The organism is Methanimicrococcus blatticola (genome assembly GCF_004363215.1).
Classification (GTDB): Archaea; Halobacteriota; Methanosarcinia; order Methanosarcinales; family Methanosarcinaceae; genus Methanimicrococcus; species Methanimicrococcus blatticola.
Window position 1 is genome coordinate 118,420 of record NZ_SNYS01000009.1, and the last position, 19,555, is coordinate 137,974.

At 42.3% G+C, this 19,555-nt stretch carries 19 protein-coding genes; 14 read left to right on the forward strand and 5 right to left on the reverse strand.

All coding sequences use genetic code 11. From position 1 onward, the window contains the following. Window positions 1-22: 22 nt before the first annotated feature. From C7391_RS06135 to C7391_RS06155, 5 genes are all read left to right on the forward strand, one after another. The gene (locus tag C7391_RS06135) at window positions 23-292 is read left to right on the forward strand and encodes a 50S ribosomal protein L31e (protein ID WP_133517670.1); all 270 of its coding nucleotides are present in this window, start codon (window positions 23-25) and stop codon (window positions 290-292) included. Between the two features lie 109 nt (window positions 293-401). After that, window positions 402-1,055: a translation initiation factor IF-6 gene (locus tag C7391_RS06140; protein ID WP_263295318.1), complete on the forward strand. Its 654-nt coding sequence runs from the start codon at window positions 402-404 to the stop codon at window positions 1,053-1,055. Window positions 1,056-1,149: 94 nt separating this feature from the next. Continuing rightward, window positions 1,150-1,326, forward strand: coding sequence for a 50S ribosomal protein L18Ae (gene rpl18a / locus C7391_RS06145; protein ID WP_133517671.1), 177 nt, complete (start codon window positions 1,150-1,152; stop codon window positions 1,324-1,326). Next, a complete protein-coding gene (pfdA, locus tag C7391_RS06150; protein ID WP_133517672.1) occupies window positions 1,326-1,733 on the forward strand; it encodes a prefoldin subunit alpha in 408 nt (135 codons plus the stop codon). The genes rpl18a and pfdA overlap by 1 nt, the downstream gene beginning before the upstream one ends. A 571-nt stretch (window positions 1,734-2,304) precedes the next feature. Further along, window positions 2,305-4,782 carry a hypothetical protein gene (locus tag C7391_RS06155; RefSeq protein WP_133517673.1) on the forward strand — a complete coding sequence of 826 codons (2,478 nt, stop codon included), beginning with the start codon at window positions 2,305-2,307 and terminating at the stop codon, window positions 4,780-4,782. Between the two features lie 43 nt (window positions 4,783-4,825). On the opposite strand, the gene C7391_RS06160 is transcribed toward C7391_RS06155, so the two are convergent. Further along, window positions 4,826-5,056 carry a hypothetical protein gene (locus tag C7391_RS06160; protein ID WP_133517674.1) on the reverse strand — a complete coding sequence of 77 codons (231 nt, stop codon included), beginning with the start codon at window positions 5,054-5,056 and terminating at the stop codon, window positions 4,826-4,828. A 278-nt stretch (window positions 5,057-5,334) separates the two neighbouring features. Continuing rightward, the gene (locus C7391_RS06165) at window positions 5,335-6,831 is read right to left on the reverse strand and encodes a catalase (RefSeq protein WP_133517772.1); all 1,497 of its coding nucleotides are present in this window, start codon (window positions 6,829-6,831) and stop codon (window positions 5,335-5,337) included. A 269-nt stretch (window positions 6,832-7,100) separates the two neighbouring features. Here C7391_RS06165 and C7391_RS06170 point away from each other — a divergent pair, with 269 nt between their 5' ends. The 7 genes from C7391_RS06170 to C7391_RS06195 all read left to right on the forward strand — a co-directional run bounded on the left by C7391_RS06170 (window position 7,101) and on the right by C7391_RS06195 (window position 11,704). Beyond that, entirely contained in the window at window positions 7,101-7,694 is a 594-nt protein-coding gene (locus C7391_RS06170; protein ID WP_133517773.1) for a DUF367 family protein, read from the forward strand. A gap of 113 nt (window positions 7,695-7,807) precedes the next feature. Next, window positions 7,808-8,587 (forward strand): thymidylate synthase, encoded by a 780-nt coding sequence (locus tag C7391_RS06175; RefSeq protein WP_133517675.1) that lies wholly within the window; start codon window positions 7,808-7,810, stop codon window positions 8,585-8,587. Between the two features lie 159 nt (window positions 8,588-8,746). Continuing rightward, on the forward strand, window positions 8,747-9,508 hold the full coding sequence (cobA, locus tag C7391_RS06180) for a uroporphyrinogen-III C-methyltransferase (RefSeq protein WP_133517676.1): 762 nt from the start codon (window positions 8,747-8,749) through the stop codon (window positions 9,506-9,508). A 33-nt stretch (window positions 9,509-9,541) separates the two neighbouring features. After that, a complete protein-coding gene (locus C7391_RS06185) occupies window positions 9,542-10,330 on the forward strand; it encodes a uroporphyrinogen-III synthase (RefSeq protein ID WP_133517677.1) in 789 nt (262 codons plus the stop codon). A gap of 93 nt (window positions 10,331-10,423) precedes the next feature. Then, window positions 10,424-10,576, forward strand: a complete 153-nt coding sequence (locus tag C7391_RS08345) for a hypothetical protein (protein WP_166627430.1) — start codon at window positions 10,424-10,426, stop codon at window positions 10,574-10,576. A gap of 266 nt (window positions 10,577-10,842) precedes the next feature. Further along, a complete protein-coding gene (locus C7391_RS06190; RefSeq protein ID WP_133517678.1) occupies window positions 10,843-11,337 on the forward strand; it encodes a zeta toxin family protein in 495 nt (164 codons plus the stop codon). 154 nt (window positions 11,338-11,491) lie between these two features. Next, window positions 11,492-11,704 carry an Lrp/AsnC ligand binding domain-containing protein gene (locus C7391_RS06195; RefSeq protein ID WP_243726297.1) on the forward strand — a complete coding sequence of 71 codons (213 nt, stop codon included), beginning with the start codon at window positions 11,492-11,494 and terminating at the stop codon, window positions 11,702-11,704. Window positions 11,705-12,893: 1,189 nt separating this feature from the next. Here the strand turns inward: C7391_RS06195 and C7391_RS06200 are convergent. The 3 genes from C7391_RS06200 to C7391_RS06210 form a co-directional block, all read right to left on the reverse strand. Next, window positions 12,894-14,354, reverse strand: a complete 1,461-nt coding sequence (locus C7391_RS06200) for a DNA topoisomerase IV subunit A (protein WP_394343210.1) — start codon at window positions 14,352-14,354, stop codon at window positions 12,894-12,896. Between the two features lie 11 nt (window positions 14,355-14,365). Beyond that, window positions 14,366-16,258, reverse strand: coding sequence for a DNA topoisomerase VI subunit B (locus tag C7391_RS06205; protein WP_394343211.1), 1,893 nt, complete (start codon window positions 16,256-16,258; stop codon window positions 14,366-14,368). 169 nt (window positions 16,259-16,427) lie between these two features. Then, window positions 16,428-17,042: a uracil-DNA glycosylase gene (locus tag C7391_RS06210; RefSeq protein WP_223611017.1), complete on the reverse strand. Its 615-nt coding sequence runs from the start codon at window positions 17,040-17,042 to the stop codon at window positions 16,428-16,430. Between the two features lie 169 nt (window positions 17,043-17,211). Here C7391_RS06210 and C7391_RS06215 point away from each other — a divergent pair, with 169 nt between their 5' ends. Together C7391_RS06215 and pepD are read left to right on the forward strand one after the other, a co-directional pair. Next, window positions 17,212-17,877: a hypothetical protein gene (locus tag C7391_RS06215; protein ID WP_133517680.1), complete on the forward strand. Its 666-nt coding sequence runs from the start codon at window positions 17,212-17,214 to the stop codon at window positions 17,875-17,877. Between the two features lie 30 nt (window positions 17,878-17,907). Further along, window positions 17,908-19,536, forward strand: a complete 1,629-nt coding sequence (gene pepD / locus C7391_RS06220; RefSeq protein ID WP_133517681.1) for a beta-Ala-His dipeptidase — start codon at window positions 17,908-17,910, stop codon at window positions 19,534-19,536. Window positions 19,537-19,555 lie beyond the last annotated feature (19 nt).

Here is a 19,555-nt window from a genome sequence, read left to right on the forward strand (position 1 = left end):
AACAAAATCATGGTGATTTATAATGGCAGAAGATATTGTTAAAGAACAAATTTATACAATCCCGCTTCGCGGCGTGAAAGTAGCTCCCAGATGGAAAAGAGCCAACAAGGCGATGTCCCTCATCAGAGAGTATCTTGAAAGACATATGAAAGCAACCCCCGAAATGATTAAGATTGACAAATCAATCAACGAGCGCGTTTGGGAAAGAGGCTGTGAAAAACCGCCGTCTTTTATTCGCGTGAGAGCCGCAAAATACGCAGACGGTGAAGTTCAGGCTGAACTTGCCGCTTAATTTTGTTGCAGCTGTTGGTTTGATATCGGGTTTTGGAGTTTCCGTCTTCAGACGGGAATTCCCCAAATCCTTGTCTTAATCATTTTCATGAATTTGAGTGAAGAAGATTATGCAAACAATTAATATTATGGATACCCCTGTGATCGGGGTTTTCTCCACATGTACCGAAGAAATCTGCTTGGTTCCCGAGGGAACGCGACCGGAGGTTACCGCCCAAATCGAAAAAAGATTGGACGTTTCCGTTTACAAATGTCTTGTCAATGACAGCATTTTGGTCGGTTCCATGTGCCGCGGCAATTCAAATGGTTTTTTGGTTCCGGAAAATTCAAAGGCCGACGCTCTTTCAAAACAGTTCGGAAAGCCTGTTACCGTTATGCCCGGAAAACTCAATGCTGTCGGCAACATTTTGCTTGCCAACGATACAGCCGGGTTGGTTCATCCCGAGATGCCGGACAATATTGTCCGAATTATCGGCGACACATTAAAAATTGATGTTCGGAAAGGAACAATTGCGGGCATTAAAACGGTCGGCATGGCCGGTTGTGTTACGAACAAAGGGCTTTTGGTCAGCCCCGGCATTACGGAAGACGAAACCGCGCTTCTTGAAGACTTGTTCGGATTTGCGCCGGTTGTCGGAAGTGTCAATTTCGGTTCCCGAATGGTCGGCTCAGGCATTTTGGCCAATTCGAAAAACTGTTTGGCCGGATCGGAAACGAGCGGTTATGAACTCGGCCGCATTTTGACCGCGCTCGATTTAGAGTGATGTCGGAAATGCGGATGAGAATGAAGATTTGAATTAATTATATCAACCGTCAGCGCATGTATGATTGATACATTACAATAAAAGGTGAAGACAAATGGCAAACTATTTGATTTCAGGCAAATTTAAACCCGGCTTTTTCTGGGAAAAATTTACCAAAACAATTGAAAGCGAAAACGAAAAGAACGCGCTTGAAAAGGTCTATTCCATTATGGGCAGCAAGCACGGTCTGAAGAGACGCAGCATTGTCGTTGAATCGATTCAAGAGGTCTGATGATGGCAATCAGTGAACAGGAAGCCCGTCAATTGGTGGCCGAATATCAGGAATACCAAAGAAACGTTGAGGCGCTTCAGGGACAAATGGAAATGGTTCGAAATACGCTTGCCGGCTGCGACAGCTCAATCAGTACGATTACGGCACTGAAAGAAGCGGCCGCAAACGGCAGTTCCGAATCTGTCATTCCCGTCGGTTCCGGCTGTTTTGTTCACGCCGAAATCCGTGACTTTTCAAAAGTAATCGTTAACGTCGGCTCCGGTGCCAACATCGAGAAAAACGTTGATGATGCGCTTGCTTTCCTCGCCGAAAGAAAGAGCAAACTTGAGAATATGATTCAAGAATTAAACGAGTCTCTCGCGCAGTTTTTGCAAAAAATGCGAGAAATTGAGTCCGTCCTCAATTAATTTGAGTGACACTCAATTCATTGATTGATTTTGATTTTATCAAAATTAATCTCCTTTTCTTTTTTATTTTCATAATTTTGTTGTTATTTCTTTTTTATTTTCGTTATTCTGTTGTTATTTCCTTTTTATTTTCGTTATTCTGTGTTATTTCCTTTTTATTTTCGTTATTCTGTGTTATTTCCTTTTTATTTTTGTTATTCTGTTGTTATTTCCTTTTTATTTTTGTTATTCTGTTGTTATTTCCTTTTTATTTTCGTTATTCTGCTGTAATTTCCTTTTTATTTTCGTTATTCTGTTGTTATTTTTTTAATTCCGTTTGTCATTTGTAAAGTTTTCATTTGCAAAGTCTCAGAATTTTCATTGACGGGGTCATGATTTGAGCACCAAAATATTTAGGCGGTCTTGTCTCTGTCTCACAAAATTTAGAGTTCATATAATATTGAACTTATAGTCAACTTTATATTCGATGATGTAATCTTGTTAGTATCTAAAGTATATCAAATATCTTGGTTATATTAAACTTATTGATTATGAATTTTAAAAAAACTAATATAATTTACAGGTTAAAAAAATGAAAAACAAAACAGCAACTATTTTACTTTTAATTATTGCATTTACTTCGCTGATCGGAACAGCATCAGCAGCAGATGTAGAGATTGACCCCCAGAATAAATCGGTTTATGCAAATGGAAATCCGATTACGATTTTGGGGCGTAAAACGGTAGAAGCAGACAACAGCGCGTCAATCGTATTTATATCAGACGATACCGAATATACAAATGTTGACGGATATTCAATTTACGGCGGCTCAAAAGACAACAGTTATGGGAAAAGCGCAACAAGCGAGAGTCCGGCAACAACAAAAATAACAATTGCCAATGACGGCTCTTTTTATGATAGCTTAGCAATCTATGGCGGCAATAAAGGTGAAGATGGTAATTCCGATCCGATTTTTCTTAATACTGAAGTCATTATTAACAGCCTGCACGGTTACGGCTCAAGTACCGAGATAACCGTTTTCGGCGGAAATGAAGAAGGAAACATAACGGAACTGACTTCATATATTTTAATTAAAAACGCAACAATCAGCAACGGCAGTATTCATGGGGCAAGCAATAAAGGAAATGTTGAAAAAGCGCAAACAAGAGTCGAAATTGCAGAAGCCGATGACGGAGAAATCGATTTTTGCAGCATCAGCATTTATGGCGGCAGTAAAAAAGGACAAATCGGAGATGCAAATAACAAAGACAGTGTAACAACCGTTGTTTTAACCGAAGGATTCATCGAAGATACAACAGCAACCGGATTGGGCGCGCTTTACGGCGGCAGCGAAGACGGAGATGTTTACGGTAAAACGAAAGTCGAAGCAAACGGCGGAAAAGTATACTACTTATATGGCGGAAATGAAAACGGAGATCTTTACGGAGAAACCGAGCTGATTTTAACCGGAACGTATGTCCAAAATAGTGCTTACGGCGGAAGCCGGTATGGTGATATCGAAGGAAAAACAATCGCTAAAATGTATGGCGGCAGAGTTGAATCTATATTCGCCGGTAATTCCGAAGGGGACATTATCGGAACAACAACTTTAATCCTTGATGGAGAAAGCGCGGCAACCGAAGATGAACTCCACATTAACGGATGGATTTTCGGCGGCAGCCTGGAAGGAAATATTACCGGTCCCTCAACCGGCAATACCATTACGGTCGATGTCAGAAATTTGGCAGAAAGTCTTGGCTTCCATGCAAGAATCAGCGGTGGCAATGATTTTGGAATCATTGATGGAAATATTTCTTTGACCGTTGAAGACAATAACGCAATTGTGCAAACATACGGCGGCAGCAGAGGCGGGGCCGGAACTATTCCGACAAAAACAATCGGAGAAATCGTTGTTAATTATAATAACAACAATGCACCTTTGGGGAAAAAAGCAAACATTACTGCCGGAAATAACCATGCGGTGCTTGAAGGAAATGCAACGCTCAATATTGACACACGAAATGAAAACGATTACAGCAAAATCTATAAGATTACCGCATCCGGCGGATCTGAACTGGCGAGTGTTCAAAAGGTTATTGTCAATATGAACAACGGATCTGTTGATTCACTTTACGGAATCGCGGAAAACAGTGGTGCTGAAAAGGTTGAAATTTACATCTTAAACGGAACCGTTAATAAATTATATGGCGGTTACACCGGCACCGCTGATGATATTTACGTAAAGATTTCAGGCGGATCTGTTACGACATTAATTCCAGGCGGGTTTAATGTATACGCAAATACGACAAAGGCAGAGATAAATGGCGGTACCGTCGGTACTTTATTCAGCTTTTATAATTCCGGAAATATAGACCGTAAAATTAAAAAGGCAGAGCTGAATCTAGACGGCGGCACAATCGACAAATTATACGCCGGCGGCGGTGTGCAGCGTACAAATTATAATATCAGTGTCGAAGAGGTCATTGTGAATTTAAACGAGAGCAGTACGGTTTCAATGATTTATTTGGGCGGACGAACCTATAACGACGGTGGACAAACAGGTAAAACGGAAGTCGAAACAGCCGTATTAAATTTAAACGGCGGAACAATATCGGCCACCGACGATATCCGTAAAATTTACGGACACGGGACTACGGAAAAAGATGTTGTTCAATCGGCTGTAATTAATTTAAATAACGCTGACAGCAACGGTTTGGAATACAGATTCTTTTTAGGCGCGACAAAAGATGCCGATCAAGTGATTCACAGATTCGGAAAATGGAAGTCATATCAGATTGCTGATGCAGATGATGTGACAACAGAAAGTTATCTGAATCCGTATAAACTCGAAAATGCGGGAGAACCCGTAAAACCGGACAATCCTTCCGGCGGTTCAAATAAAACACTCAATGTCGTTTCTTCAAGCGAAGTAAAAGATACCGATTCGGACCAGAGTTTTGAAGGAAAAACGCCCGGAAACGTGTTTGTCATTTTACTTCACATGATAGCTGTTACAGCATTTTGTTTCGTTGAAAGAAAAGAACACGAAGACGAGAAAGATCGGAAATAATTAATCCGAAAGAAGCAGGCGAAATAATTCATTTCGTCTGTTTTCATTTTTTATTTTTATTATTTTGCCAAAACAGAAACAGTTCGATAGCAGCAGAACAGAAACAGTTCGGTAGCAGCAGAACAGAAACAGTTCGGTAGCAGCAGAACAGAAACAGTTCGGTAGCAGCAGAACAGAAACAGTTCGGTAGCAGCAGAACAGAAACAGTTCGGTAACGGCGTTCCGTTCGCGCAAGCGAACGGGTGTGATAAGAAGGAGCAGATGCACGCAGCAAAAAACGCACATTGCAACGCGGATATAAATGAACATAGAATTAAATTTGAGAAACAGTTTTTCGTTTTTGCTGTCTCGACCGGGTACGAATCCGCAAATTTCCGATTTTTCATTTCGCTTCGCTCCATTCAAAATCGTAAATTAGCGGGCAGTTGTTTCGGGTTTTAATTCTAAAATTAAATTATAAAAAAAATCAGAAATCTTATTTAATTTATTAAAAAAATTAATTTATTAAAAAAATGAAAAAAAACGAAGCCGATAAACGGCTTTCGTTTATTTTTAAACTTTAATTTGTTTCAAATCTTTAACATCCAAGTTCTTTTCAACCAACTGCCAATCAATTCCCATGGCTTCGGCAACGCCTTTGCCGTAATCCGGATCGGCGCGGTAGCAGTTAACGGCGTGACGAACTTTGGTTTGCAGTGTTGCGCCCTGAATGTTTCTGGCTGTGTTTTCAAGAAGCAGTTTCTTCTTGTCAGGCGCCATCAAGCGGAACAGTTTGCCCGGCTGAGTGTAGTAATCGCTGTCATCCTCGCGGAAGTTCCAGTTGTCAATCGGACCGGTCCAATCCAACGCAGGTACTTTTGCTTCGGGCTGCTCTTCCCATTCGCCGTAACTGTTCGGCTCGTAATGGAGTTGGCCGCCGAAATTGCCGTCAACGCGCATTTGGCCGTCGCGGTGATAGCTGTGGTAGCCGCAGCGCGGACGGTTGACCGGAATCTGGTAATGATTGACGCCGAGTCTGTAACGCTGAGCATCGCCGTAGGAGAACAGGCGACCCTGAAGCATTTTGTCGGGCGAAAAGCTGATTCCCGGAACAACGTGTGCCGGATTGAACGCGGCCTGCTCGACATCCGCGAAATAATTCTCGGGATTTTTGTTGAGTTCCACAACGCCGACTTCAATGAGCGGGAATTCGTCGTGGTACCAGACTTTTGTCAAGTCAAACGGATTGTACGGCATGTTTTTGGCCTGTTCGTCGGTCATGATTTGAATGAACACGGTCCAGCGCGGGAAATCGCCCTTTTCAATGCTTTCATACAAATCGCGCTGATGGCTCTCACGATCCATGCCGATAATTTTTGCAGCTTCTTCATCTGATATATTTTCAATTCCCTGCTGCGTCGTCAAATGGAATTTAACCCAAACGCGTTCGTTTTCAGCGTTAATCATACTGTAAGCGTGGCTGGAGAAGCCGTGCATGTGTCTGTAAGAGCGCGGGATACCGCGGTCGCTCATCGTGATTGTTATCTGATGAAGCGCTTCCGGAAGAAGCGTCCACCAATCCCAGTTGTGTTTCGGGCTTCTCATGTTTGTTCTCGGGTCACGCTTTACAACGTGATTGAGGTCCGGGAACTTCAACGGATCGCGAATGAAGAACACGGGGGTATTGTTACCGACAAGATCCCAGTTTCCTTCTTCCGTATAGAATTTCATGGCAAATCCGCGAATGTCGCGCTCTGCATCAGCTGCGCCGCGTTCGCCGGCAACGGTGGAGAAACGGACGAACATTTCTGTTTGTTTGCCGATTTCCGAGAAAATCTTGGCTTTCGTGTATTTTGTGATGTCGTTCGTTACGGTAAATGTGCCGAACGCGCCGGATCCTTTGGCATGCATTCGTCTCTCCGGTATCACTTCGCGGTCAAAATGCGCGAGCTTTTCAAGATACCAGACATCTTGAAGAAGAACAGGTCCGCGCGGGCCGGCTGTCATAATGTTGTTGTTGTCGGCGACAGGCGCGCCGTTGACTGAAGTCAGTTTATGTGAATCATTCATTTGATTTTTCATTTCTGTTGTGTTTTGATTTTGCTTATCCAAAAAGATCACCTCATTTGTTAAACAAAACATATTAATTGTATAATATATTACAATCAATATATAGTTATTCTACAAATTTATTTATTCTTGTTTTTAATATTACTCCAATTATAAATCCGTTGATATCTATAAATGCCTTTTTCAAAAATCAAAAAGAATAAAAAGAAGACAAGCTTTATGAAATCCAAAAAGGCGATTGAATGGGTCAATATAATCAGATTAATCAGATGAATTTTTCAAACAAGACGGCTGCCGTTTCCGATCCGTCCGCCGACGGGAAAAAGGATGTCCGTCTCTATCTCTATTATGCCAATCAATGTGATCCGAGAAAATGCAGCGGCAAAAAGCTTGTCAAATTCAATTTAGCCCGCCAATATGAAAACATCGGCGAAACTCCGCGCGGCGCAATTTTAATGGACCCGACCGCCGAGCAAGCGCTTTCGCGCGCCGACAGCCTGAAAAAAGGAATTATTGTCTTAGACTGCTCTTGGGAACATTTTGAAGAAATGTTTCCGCTCCTTGATAATTTCAATCTTCAGCGGCGCGCGCTTCCTTATCTGCTCGCCGCAAATCCGGTAAATTACGGCCGTCCGTTTCAACTCAATTCCGCAGAAGCTTTCGCGGCCGCGCTTTACATTACGGGACAAAAAAAACAAGCTGAACGCGTTCTCTCAAAATTCAACTGGGGACATTCATTCTTTGAATTAAATGAAGAACCGCTCAACGATTACGCGGCGGCAAAAAACAGCACGGAAGTCGTTGAAGCGCAGAAATTGTATATTGATTTTGATGATAAAAATGAAAGCGACAATGAAACATGAATTTATTTTAAATGAGATGAATGACTCAAACATTAAATAATTTCAACACATATTTCGGGGTAGTTTGATATCTATATTTTATTCAATTAAAATCAGGAATTCTGTGATTTTTTATGAAACCGTCCTCATTAACTTTTGTGAAAACATATTCCGGCGAGAACATTGATTCTTTATACAAACGAATCACGGAAGACATTGTTCTTGACGGCAAAGACATCACATTCGGGCACGCCGGCGAGCCGAAGAAAGCGCGTGAAATTTATGCGATCATTCAAATTTACGGCAAAGCGATTGATGATGTTTTGGCCGGCATCACGCCTGAAAATTTCAGATGGGCCGGCGATAAAATTACGGACTATCAGGACAGTTTCCTGGTGCCGCTCTGCGATGTCGGAAAACGCCAGGGCGATGACACTGATTTTGAATACACTTACATCGAACTGATGCGCAAATTCCAAACGATTGAAGGCGAAATCGATCAAATGGAAGTGTCCAAAGACAAATTGGCTGAAGGGTTAAAAACCAAAATCCAGTCCAATCAGAATGTCGGTACCATTTATCATCCCATGTATTGGAATTCACACAATCCGCCGTGTTTTAATTGGTATCAAGTGCGCTTGCTGGATGACAATCAAGTCTCTCTTCGCTTGCTGTTCCGCTCCAACGATTACGGCGACGCCGTTTGGGCCAACCTCTGCGGTATCGCAAAAGCGTTTGACGAACTCGTGATTAAACCCGCCGGCTGCGAATTGGTTGAAATCATTTTAACCTCAACATCCGCTCACATTTACGCCAACGAAGCTGATTTGGCAAAAAAAGTTTCCGGATTTGACTGGGACCGTGACAAAAATGAAAAGAAGTCGCCGATTTTAAGACTTCTCGGGCACAAATAATGAATATGCCTTTCTCATTTAATCATTCAATATATTCTCATTCATAATCTCTTTACATTTTATTTCGATTTATTATTTGATTTATAATTTGATTTATTATTTGATTTATAATCTGATTTAATCTGATTTATTAATTTATTACATTGAGGAACGTTCAAAATGTCTGAAAAATACGGTAAAGTTTATTTGGCAGGATCCGGTCCCGGAGATCCGGATTTGCTGACGGTCAAAGCTCGCCGCTTAATTGATGAAGCCGATGTCGTCATTTTCGATCAGCTCCCGGGCGAAGCGATTTTGAATCTCATCCCCGAGAAAACCGAAAAAATCGATGCCGGAAAATATGCCGGAAACCACACGCTGACGCAGGACAAAATCAATGAGGCGATTATTGAAAAAGCCAAGGAAGGCAAAACCGTTCTTCGCTTAAAAGGCGGCGATCCGTACGTTTTCGGTCGCGGCGGCGAAGAAGCCGAAGAGCTTGTCAAAGAAGGCATTGAATTTGAAGTCGTTCCCGGAATCACATCCGCCGTTGCCGCACCGGCCTATGCGGGCATTCCGATTACGCATCGCGACAGCAATTCCATGGTGACATTCATCACCGGTCACGAAGATCCGACCAAAGAAGAAACCGGACTGGACTGGGAACTTCTCGCGAAATTCGACGGCACACTTGTGATTTTCATGGGCGTTAAAATGCTTGAACGCAATTGCAGTGAACTTTTAAAGTACGGCATGGACCCGAAAACACCCGTTGCGCTTGTTGAAAAAGGCACCAGACCCGATCAGCGCGTCACCGTCGGAAAGTTGGAAAACATTGCCGCTTTGGCCGAAGAAAGAAATGTCAAAGCACCGGCAATTACCGTGATTGGAAATGTTGTCAATCTGCATGCCATTCTCGGTGAGCAGCACTCGGATTATTGAAACATAAACTGGAATCAGCAAAGGAAAGATGTTATGGAAAAAAGACCCGTTCTTGCGATTATGCGTCCCGAAACTTATACGAACGATTCAGAAAGAGTTGCGGAAGACGCAGGATTTCAGCCTTTTTCTGTTCCCGTCGTGACGCTCAGAGGTATGAAAGACGACGCGTTTGACGGTTTTGTTCAGCGTGTCCTTTCTCAGAAAACGGATATTGTTATTTTTACAAGCGCAAACGGCATCGATTATACATTGAAAAATTTAGACGGCGTTTCTGAAAATGACTTTTTGAGCGCGTTGAAAAAAATTAAAATCGTTGCCATCGGCCCGACAACGCGGAAAAAGCTGGAAAGCTGCGGCTTGACGAGCTCTTTGATGCCCGGCGAATACAGTTCGGAAGGATTGGTAAATGATTTGGGCAAAGATGTCGATGGCAAAATCATTGATATTCCGAGAAGTTTTTACGGCTCGGAAGTTTTGGTTAAAGGATTAATCGACGCAGGCGCGACCGTTCATCAAACACACGTTTACACGCTTGATATTCCCGAAGGTCCGCTTCAAGACGAATTGATTGAAAAAACAGTAGCCGGCGAAATTGACGCTTTTGCGTTTACCAGCACGATGATGGTGAAGAATTTCATGAAAATGGCTGAAAACAACGGTGAATTAGAAGATGTCGTTGAAAAATTAAATGAAGCCGTTGTCGGCGCAATCGGTTATCCGACAGCTCAAACGGTTGAGAGTTTCGGGGTGACGGTTGATGTTGTTCCCGGCGAATTTACATTTGAGGCACTGGTTGAAGCAATTCGGGGAAAAATGAAATGAAGATTTTCGTTTCATTTTACATCTTCTTTTTTTAAAAACAATAGCATTAAATAAGAGAACATTCGAATTTTATTTAATCGTGAGGAGGAGATAATGACAGACTTTACATATACTGAAGAGTCAAAATCAATTGACAAATTAATGAAAAATTTTAAAGTTCTCCCTTACGCTGAAGTTTCTGCACGCTTGGATAGAGCAGCAAATGAAACGGTTGCTTTTGCGATGAAAAACAAAAAAACAATCTAACTCAGCGATTTTATAACAACCGGCGGGTTTTACCAGACCGTCCTATTTTCTTTTTGTTATTTTACAATTTTACATTTGGAGGTCTTATGTGTCCTTATGTTTCAAAAACAAAAGACATATACGTTTTTGCAGGGCCGAACGGTTCCGGTAAATCAACAATCGTTGACTGGTTTATAAAATATGAAAAATGCCCGCGGAATTATATTTGTCCTGATAATTATGTTCCAAAGAATCAAAGAGAAAACCCCGAAGCATATTTGTAGGGAATGAAATTAGCAGAAGAAACTCGATTCCAGCTGATTGATATGGGTATTTCTTTCACGTTTGAAACTGTTCTTTCAACACGTGAAAAAATTGATTTTTTAAAATGGGCAAAAAATGAAGGATATCTAATTAAAACAATTTACATAACAACCGCTGATCCTAAAATAAATGTTAAAAGAGTTGAAGAGCGAAAAAAGCAAGGCGGTCACGGCGTTCCAATTGATAAAATATTCTCCCGTTATGAAAAATCAATGAATTTAATGGCGGAAGTAATTATGCTTTCTTCTATGGTTGAAGTATATGATAATTCGGGTTCAATTCCCGTTAAGGTATTTGAAAAAAACACGTATGGTGAACAAATCTTATTGAACCGAGAAATTAGAAATGAATGGGTTGATCAATTTATTGCACACCCTTTGCGAATTAAAAATGCTGTTATCAATGCAGATTTGACATGCGAAGAAACGGAAGCTGTCAAAAATTCTGATGATTATTGATTTTTAAAGTCGATAAACGACAAATATATAATGTGAGAGAATTATTGTATCATTTATCCCGCCGTTTCAAAAACGGCAGACGCAAGGTATAATTTAGGTATAATTTAATTTCAAATCAAAATATGAGGAACAAAAAATGGTCATCGGAGTTACAATGTTAAACGTATTGCCCGGTTCTGAAAAGAACGCTTACAACGATTTAAAGTCCTTTGCCGGCGTGAAAGACGTCTACCACGTCTTCGGTGAATTCGACTTTGTCGTCATCGTCGAGCTCGAAACACTTCGCGAACTCAACGACATCGTTGACAAGATCAGAGAAAGCCCGAACGTGACAGCGACACAAACGATTGTCGGCGCAGAACTCTGAACGGCGAAGCCATAAAACGCGAAGCGTTTCACAAACATCGCCTCCCCCTGCCATGAAATTTTGTGAGCGAAGCGAACAAAATTTGTTGACAAGATTAGAGAAAGCCCGAACGTGACGGCGACACAAACGATTGTCGGCGCAGAACTCTGAGCAGCGCAGAACTTTAAATTTAATTAAATTATTTGTTTGAATGTGATTCATTCAAACATTTTTTCATATTTTTTGAAAATCTTTTAAAAAACGGGTCTTAAGTTTTTCTATTTTTTGAAAATCGAAGCAGTTCGCGCGCGTGAGTAGGCTGGGTACTTTTCGAATTAATTCTCCAGCACCGCTCATTTTAAATTAAAGAAAAGTCTACGAACGACCGCAATTTTCGGTTTTTGTGAGCGGTAGCGAACAAAAATTGAAAAATGCGGCTTATTCCCCTTCATTTTTAAAAAATAATCACTGTTGACTTTAACTCGCGATAGTCTGTTTATGTTGTTTATTCAACGAATGAGTCCGAATCTCCAACTCCTTCTTTCCTCGCTTCACTCGGAAACGCGTCGTTGGAGACGGTAGCTTTGTTTTTTCATTCATTTGAGTTAAATTGAAACATCGTTTTTCCGAAAATAAATGAAAAATGAACGCCGGTTAAGCTCCAAATAAAAAACGGATTGTTTTTGTTTTTGGGGTTTAGACGGCGTTCGGGTTTCAAAAATAAGTGAAAATGGATGTTTGATTTCATTTTAAATTAAAGAAAAGTCCGAGTACGACCGCAATTTTCGGTTTTTGTGAGCGATAGCGAGCAAAAATTGAAAAATGCGGATTCTTACACCGCCGTCTCTAAACCCGACTCAGCCGATAAAATTAGTCAGGAAGAAAAATTGATTCTGTCGTTTACCGTAAATGATGGGGGTGAATCTCCAACTCCTTCTTTCCTCGCTTCGCTCGGAAACGCGTCGTTGGAGGCGGTAGCTTTGTTTTTTCATTCATTTGAGTTAAATCGAAACATCGTTTTTTCTGAAAATAAATGAAAAATGAACGCCGGTTAAGCCCCAAATAAAAATCGGATTGTTTTTGTTTTTGGGGTTTAGACGGCGTTTGGGTTTAATGTTTTTTTAAAACCGATGTTTGATTTTATTTTTAAAAATAATAAATGAAAAAATGTTCATTTTTAGTCGGAAAGTCAGAGCTTATTTTGAATCGCTTAAATAATGCCTAATTCTTTCAACCGATCCGGCAAATACGTGTCCGTCACAAAGTCCAAACCCTTTCCTGCAAACGCTTGCTGTTCGGCTTTCTTGCCGATTTCAAGCTGAAGATTGATTTGTTCTTTCCAATAACCTGATGCGAAACGCGGGTCGGAAAGCTCACTCCTCAGTGCTGCGATGTCCTGTTCTGACAACTTGTCCGTTGCCAATTCATATTCAACGATGTCGGACGGCTGAACGCCGATGAATTTGGCTTCAGGTGTTGCCATATATTCGGAAAGGTGCGCGCTTTTGATGGCACCGTAAGCAATGGATGAATAAATACGGTAAGACCACGGGTCACCGTCCGTGAAGACCGTTGCCGGGATGCCGAGTTCCGTGTTTAGGCGGCGAATAATCCGGCGCGTCGAGCGGGCCGGCTGGCCTTTGAGGTGAACCAGAATCGCGTTGTATTTTTCATCAAATCCGTTTTCAATCAAACGCGCGTACATACCGCCCGTTTCAACGGCGATAATCATGGTCGCGTCGTGGTCCAAAAATTCAATATTTTCAACGTTAAAGGGAATCTGGTAACCGCCTTCGCCGATATCTTTCTGACAGTGGATGTCACGGGATCCGCGTTTTGTTTCTTCGCGAAGGAGAAGCGGGCCGTACATTGTCGCGCCGTCTTCTTCCGGACGAACGTGGAAAAACTCACGCTGCGCGCCTGTGATAATCTCCAAATCTTCAATCAGGCGGTCACTCTCTGCTTGCGCGTGGAATTTAGCCGCGCCCCAGCCTTCCGATATGTAATACAACTCTCTTAATGTTGAGCTGCGATTGTTTTGTAAGTGCTCGTTCACGACGAAGTCCGAGACCGAAACCGTTCGAAGCAATTGGTGAGCGCCTTTGACGGTTTTGGCGGAACGCTCGCTTTCAATGTCGCCGTAAACCCAAACCTCACTTTCATCGCTGTAAGCCAGGTTTTTCTTCGTTCTTGACGGCATCAGAACGTGCGGCACATGACCATTTTCAAACTGATCATAAAACGTTTCTGCCAAACCGATGAGTTTTCGTTTCGTCCAATCATCATTTTCAATCTTTTTGTCGGCGACTTTCTTTTTATATTCCGCCGAATTCCGGTCGAGATTGCTTGTTTCCGCTTCCAGTTTTTTCAGCGGTGACATATCGTCTTCAATTCTTGATTTTAACTTGCCCGAATCATCAAACAAATCCTGTTCCGGCTCCAAGAATTCTTCATCTTCGTCGCTGCCGAATTCATCCGCTTCGCCGTCTCCTGAGTAACTTTCAGATTTAGCCGCCTGATACGCGTTGTCTTCATCTCCGTAATCATAATCGTCAAAAGCCTCAAATTCGGCTTCATAATCATCTTCCGAAACGTATACGTCGTTGTTCTCTTCGATCTGATTTTGTTTTTCGTTTTGTTCTTCGGATTCTTTTTTGCTTTTGCGCACCATTTTCCTTCACCTCAAAACAGTTCGTTGAGGGCTTTTGCGCCCGTTACGTCTTCTTCATCCATGCCTTCGACGATAACTTCGTCCATATTTTCCAATTCGGTATCATCCGCGCCGTCTAATGTAAAACGGAACACCTTTGAACCGCCGGCGGCAACGTTGACTTCCCAAATATAATCATAATTATTGCCGACGCTCACAATAGATGACGGCGGCGGGCTCGGGGATTTGATTTCACACGGCAGAATCTGATGAATCTTGAATTTGCGCTGGGCGCTACCGTAGTTTCGAACCGCGAGAGAAACGAAATGAAGGTGGGATTGGCTGTCCGTTCCGGTATCGATTGTTCTGTCAACCAAAAGATTGCCCATAATATTGGCAACGGCCGGGCGAATATCCGGAACCGGCTTATCCACCATCGCGGCGACTTTTTCCGCCATCTGCGGCAGTAATTTTGTGATAATCACTTCTTTCTCACGGCGTTTTGCCAAATCACCTTGCTTTCCGAGATACGTTTTCAGTTTGCGGGCAACTTCTTTGACGGCCAGCTCTGTTTCTTCTTGAATAATATCAATGTCTGCAATCGCGTCTTTGGATTCGGACGTGAACGGCACGTTGGTTGACGCAATGTGAATCAAAAGAACAAACGGACCGAACGGCACACCGCCGCCGGGCTGGCTGATGCCGTACTGTTTCCATTTGATTTTTTCAACGGCATGCGTTGTCGCGCAGGCGCCCTGCTGATACAGAAGCGGCACACGGTTGGCAAAACGCATGATTTGCGCTTTTTCCTCCTTCGGGAAGTTGCCGCCGTAAGCGACACCGACTTCAATCACGAACGGGTTGCCGGAATAAATGGCCGGCTTTCTGGATGCGGTTGCGATAAAGTCAACACTGAATTCCTTTTTTAATCCCTGATAAATCAAATCTTCCGTAATCGGAGACAAGCAGCTTGTTGACGGCGCAACGATTTTTGCTTTTTTAAACGCGTTTAACAGTTTTACAGCGTCGTTTCTGTCCAACGAATGCGGGTCTGCTTCACGGTCTAAACCGGCCGCATCACAAATTTCTTCAGCGGTCTGAAGTCCGATTTTTGAAAAAGAGTAACGCAAAAATGGCGCTAACTTTTGGCGTTCCGTATTTTGAAGCATTTTCATAAGCGTTCCGAGTTCAATGCCGTGCGGGTGCGGCAAAACTTCTTCGGCCTGCTTGGGAATTTGATCTGTGGCGCGCTCAAATAAGATTTCATTGCCGTCAGGCTCCACCAAACGAATACGGGCGTGCGGGTTGATGATTGCGGTTGACTTCAAATATTCGTAAACGGATTGCTTTCTGCCTTTCACGTAAGAGGCGGCCATTTCGATTTCAATGCGTGTGCCGTGAGCGTTGGGCCAGTCTACGATTTTATCTTCCAGAATCGACGGGTCATTTGTGCTCGTATCGATCATGAGTTCATAATAGTGTGCCGGTGACTTATGATCCACTTTTGAAATGATTTTAGTAGATTTGCCGGTTGTGATTTGGGAATACAAAACGGCGGCGGAAATACCGATACCCTGCTGACCGCGGCTTTGTTTAAGCGCATGGAAACGGGAGCCGTAAAGCAATTTCGCGAAAACTTTCGGGATTTGCTCTTTAATAATACCCGGGCCGTTGTCCTCAATTGTGATTTGAAGATAATCGCCTTCACCGCGATTGACTTCAACCAAAAGATCCGGCAGAATGCCTGCTTCTTCACAAGCGTCTAAAGAGTTATCGACCGCTTCTTTAATTGTTGTAATCAGCGCGCGCGGCGCGGAATCAAAACCGAGAATGTGGCGGTTTTTCTCAAAAAACTCGGCGACACTGATTGATTTTTGCCGTTTTGCCAACTCTTCTGCAATCGGGGTTTTATCCATTTCTTCCATAAAAAACTCCTTTGAAAGATTTGTGTGCATTATTCTGAATGCGTCAACGTTAATAAAATTCAATTTAAAATTCAAATAAATATGAAATCAAATTTAAATGATTATGAAATCAGATTCAAATAATTATGAAATGTAGAAGTGCTTATTGTTTTTAAGGCTTTACAAGGTTTTACAATAACGCTTCCATTTCTTTTAAGTCTTCGGCGACCATAACAACTTTTGATTTTTCGATTAAAATATTGCCGCCGGTCATGATATAAGACGGAAAAACACGTATGTCGCCGTAATAATATTTTTCTTTACGTAATTTATAAGTCGAGCCGGACGGAATGACGGGCTTTTTTGTTTTCTTTTTGACAATCGCGTTAAACGATTTTTTAGCGACATCGCCCATCAGCATCACCGCTTTTAAATTCGGGAACAATTCAAATTCCTTTTCCAAAATCGGAACATGATTCATTATCGTTTTTGTTTCAATCGCATATTCTGTTTTCGGCGTTTTAACGGCATTCGTGACATAAATCCCCAAAGCCAGCAAATCCGCCGCTGTTTCAATTTCAATGCCGGCTGATTGAAACAACATTTTTGTCGTTGCCATATAATCCGGTGCTCCGACGGCATAAAAATCATCGGCCGGATTTTTCGGCGACACTTCGTTAATCATCATCACTTTAATTAAATCAGGACTGACAGTTACTTCCGGTAAAACAAGATTTTCATTTTTTTCAAATAGGCTGTTTGCCGCGATAAAATCGCCCAAATATTTTTTCATGTCAACTGCCATAGAAATCCTTTCAGACTTATGATAAGTATATTAATTAATGCTTTGTATAAAGAGTGAAAGTATTCATGTCTTCATTAGATCAATTTAGATTCGATTTATTTCTTGGAGATTCTCTTAAAGATTCAATTTATTCCTTAAGATTCAATTTATTCCTATTCGGTAAGATACAATGATTTCCATCCGTTCTTTGTTTCCAATTTTATCAGACGAAAATTTGTCGTCAGCGACAGATTCTGTTATATTTCTCGGTGTTCGCCCGTCAAATGATATTTATGACCAAATTAAAACAGAAACAGGTGCTGAAAAAATATTTCGCCTTTCTGTTTTTTTAACCCACAAAGAAAAGCTTCTCTTTACCGCGCCGGCCGGTCCTGACATGAATTCCGGTTTGGAAGATTTGGAATTTTGCGTTAAAGCCGGAATGCCGCTGATTCAAAATCTCGGCATTCAGCCCGAAATCGGCCTCATTTCAGGCGGACGGTCGGGCGATCTCGGGCGGAATGAAACCGTTGATCAAACCATTTTGGGTGCCGAAGCGCTTGAAAAAAAACTGAACGCGGAAGGAATTTCGGCAAAGCATTATACGATTTTGATTGAAGAAGCGGTCAAAGAAGCAAACTTTCTGATCCTGCCGGATTCATTGTCGGGTGAAATGATTTTAAAGACGGTTGCCGGAGTCGGCGAAGGCGTTGAAATCGGAAACATTCTTTTGCTCAAACCGCCTGCCGGGAAAACAATATCAGGCGATAAAATTTACATTGAACAGCTGACAAAAAAAGCCGATTTGGCAAACGCGGAAATTTTAAAAGAAGCCTTGGCTGCGTCATTCAAATAAATTCTCAATCATAAATCATAGGTGAATGATATGGAAACATTCGATTCAAATCGTTGGAACGATTCTGATTTTAAATCCGTTTTATCAATTTTTGAAGAAATTTCAAGCATTCCGAGATGTTCTAAAAATGAAGAACAAATCGCTTCATGGCTTGAAAAATTCGGTCAAGACCGCGGTTTTGAAACCAAGCGCGATCACTGCAATAATGTCGTGATTCAAGTTCCCGCGTCGACCGGAATGGAATCTTTGCCGACAGTCGTTTTGCAGGCGCATACCGACATGGTTTGCGAAAAAGAAGCCGGAACGCCCCATAATTTTACAACGGACAGCCTTTCGCTTCATTATATCGAAGAAAACGGCGTTCCGTTTTTAACAGCAGAAAAGACAACGCTCGGCGCGGACAATGGCATCGGCATGGCGTATATGCTGGCAGTCGCCGCATCGGAAAATATACCGCATCCGCGGCTGGAACTTTTATTTACAACCGACGAAGAAGTCGGGTTAACAGGCGCGCAAGGCATGAATGCCGATTTCATTTCCGGCTCTTATTTGATTAATTTGGATTCCGAGGAAGAAGGCGTTATCATCATCGGCTGCGCAGGCGGCACGCAAATCGGGTTTAAACGGTTGATTGATGTTGAAGATGCATGTGCCAGTGACGATGCGGAAGGAACAGACTGTGACAGCACGCTGCTGCCTTACACTGTTGCCGTTTCAGGCCTTCTCGGCGGTCACTCGGGAACGGATATTCACATCGGTCGCGGCAATGCCAATCGGATTCTAATCAGCTTTTTTACGATGCTTGCCGAAAAGTATCCTCAGAATCGGATGAAATTGATTAAAATCAAGGGCGGCACGGCTTCAAATACAATTCCGAGACATGCGGAACTTTCTTTTGTCACCGATATTTCAGCGGAGAATTTGAAAAACGAAGCCGCGATTTTTGTTGAAAATACAAAAGCTGCCGCCGGTTTCAATGATCCTGATTTGGCGATCGGCGTTTCCGATTTGAATTTTTCAAAAGACAACGGCTTGATTTTAAAAGCGTTTTCGATAAAAAATACGGGACGAATCATGAGCTTTTTATCTGCGATTCCAAACGGCGTTTTTGAAATGTCGGCTTCCATTCCCGACTTGGTTTCAGTTTCAGGAAACTTGGCGATGATTCGAACAAAGTCAAGCGCGGAATATTTCAAAGGCACTGAATCGGATATCGGCGGTTCTGATTTGGACATTTATACGGAAAAATCGAAACGCGAATTGGAGATCACACTCAGTCTGCGTTCCGGTATCGAATCGAAACTAAAAGACAAGATCCGGGAAATGATGGCGTTTTCTGAAAAGTATCATTTCAATTTTGAAATCACACACACATATTCGCCGTGGGAGGCGGATTTCAATTCGGATTTCTTAAAATCATGCGCCGACATTTATGCCCGTACATTCGGAAAAGAGGTTCAAATCACGGCAATCCATGCCGGTTTGGAATGCGGTGTTTTCCGCCGAACTTTTCCGTCCATGAAAATGATTTCAATCGGACCCGATATCATCGGCGCGCACACGCCTGATGAAAAACTCAATTTGGACGCGGCGGAAAAGGTTTGGATTTATTTGAAAGAGATTTTAAAATCGTTTCCAAGCGCAAATGCAAACGGTTAAATGAAATGGTCTGTGTTAC

Coding starts and splice junctions, on each gene's coding strand:
- C7391_RS06135 (WP_133517670.1), top strand. CDS start 23: ATGGCAGAAGATATTGTTAAAGAACAAATTTATACAATCCCGCTTCGC.
- C7391_RS06140 (WP_263295318.1), top strand. CDS start 402: ATGCAAACAATTAATATTATGGATACCCCTGTGATCGGGGTTTTCTCC.
- rpl18a (WP_133517671.1), top strand. CDS start 1,150: ATGGCAAACTATTTGATTTCAGGCAAATTTAAACCCGGCTTTTTCTGG.
- pfdA (WP_133517672.1), top strand. CDS start 1,326: ATGATGGCAATCAGTGAACAGGAAGCCCGTCAATTGGTGGCCGAATAT.
- C7391_RS06155 (WP_133517673.1), top strand. CDS start 2,305: ATGAAAAACAAAACAGCAACTATTTTACTTTTAATTATTGCATTTACT.
- C7391_RS06165 (WP_133517772.1), bottom strand. CDS start 6,831: ATGAATGATTCACATAAACTGACTTCAGTCAACGGCGCGCCTGTCGCC.
- C7391_RS06170 (WP_133517773.1), top strand. CDS start 7,101: ATGAATTTTTCAAACAAGACGGCTGCCGTTTCCGATCCGTCCGCCGAC.
- C7391_RS06175 (WP_133517675.1), top strand. CDS start 7,808: ATGAAACCGTCCTCATTAACTTTTGTGAAAACATATTCCGGCGAGAAC.
- cobA (WP_133517676.1), top strand. CDS start 8,747: ATGTCTGAAAAATACGGTAAAGTTTATTTGGCAGGATCCGGTCCCGGA.
- C7391_RS06185 (WP_133517677.1), top strand. CDS start 9,542: ATGGAAAAAAGACCCGTTCTTGCGATTATGCGTCCCGAAACTTATACG.
- C7391_RS08345 (WP_166627430.1), top strand. CDS start 10,424: ATGACAGACTTTACATATACTGAAGAGTCAAAATCAATTGACAAATTA.
- C7391_RS06190 (WP_133517678.1), top strand. CDS start 10,843: ATGAAATTAGCAGAAGAAACTCGATTCCAGCTGATTGATATGGGTATT.
- C7391_RS06195 (WP_243726297.1), top strand. CDS start 11,492: ATGTTAAACGTATTGCCCGGTTCTGAAAAGAACGCTTACAACGATTTA.
- C7391_RS06200 (WP_394343210.1), bottom strand. CDS start 14,354: ATGGTGCGCAAAAGCAAAAAAGAATCCGAAGAACAAAACGAAAAACAA.
- C7391_RS06205 (WP_394343211.1), bottom strand. CDS start 16,258: ATGGAAGAAATGGATAAAACCCCGATTGCAGAAGAGTTGGCAAAACGG.
- C7391_RS06210 (WP_223611017.1), bottom strand. CDS start 17,042: ATGGCAGTTGACATGAAAAAATATTTGGGCGATTTTATCGCGGCAAAC.
- C7391_RS06215 (WP_133517680.1), top strand. CDS start 17,212: ATGATTTCCATCCGTTCTTTGTTTCCAATTTTATCAGACGAAAATTTG.
- pepD (WP_133517681.1), top strand. CDS start 17,908: ATGGAAACATTCGATTCAAATCGTTGGAACGATTCTGATTTTAAATCC.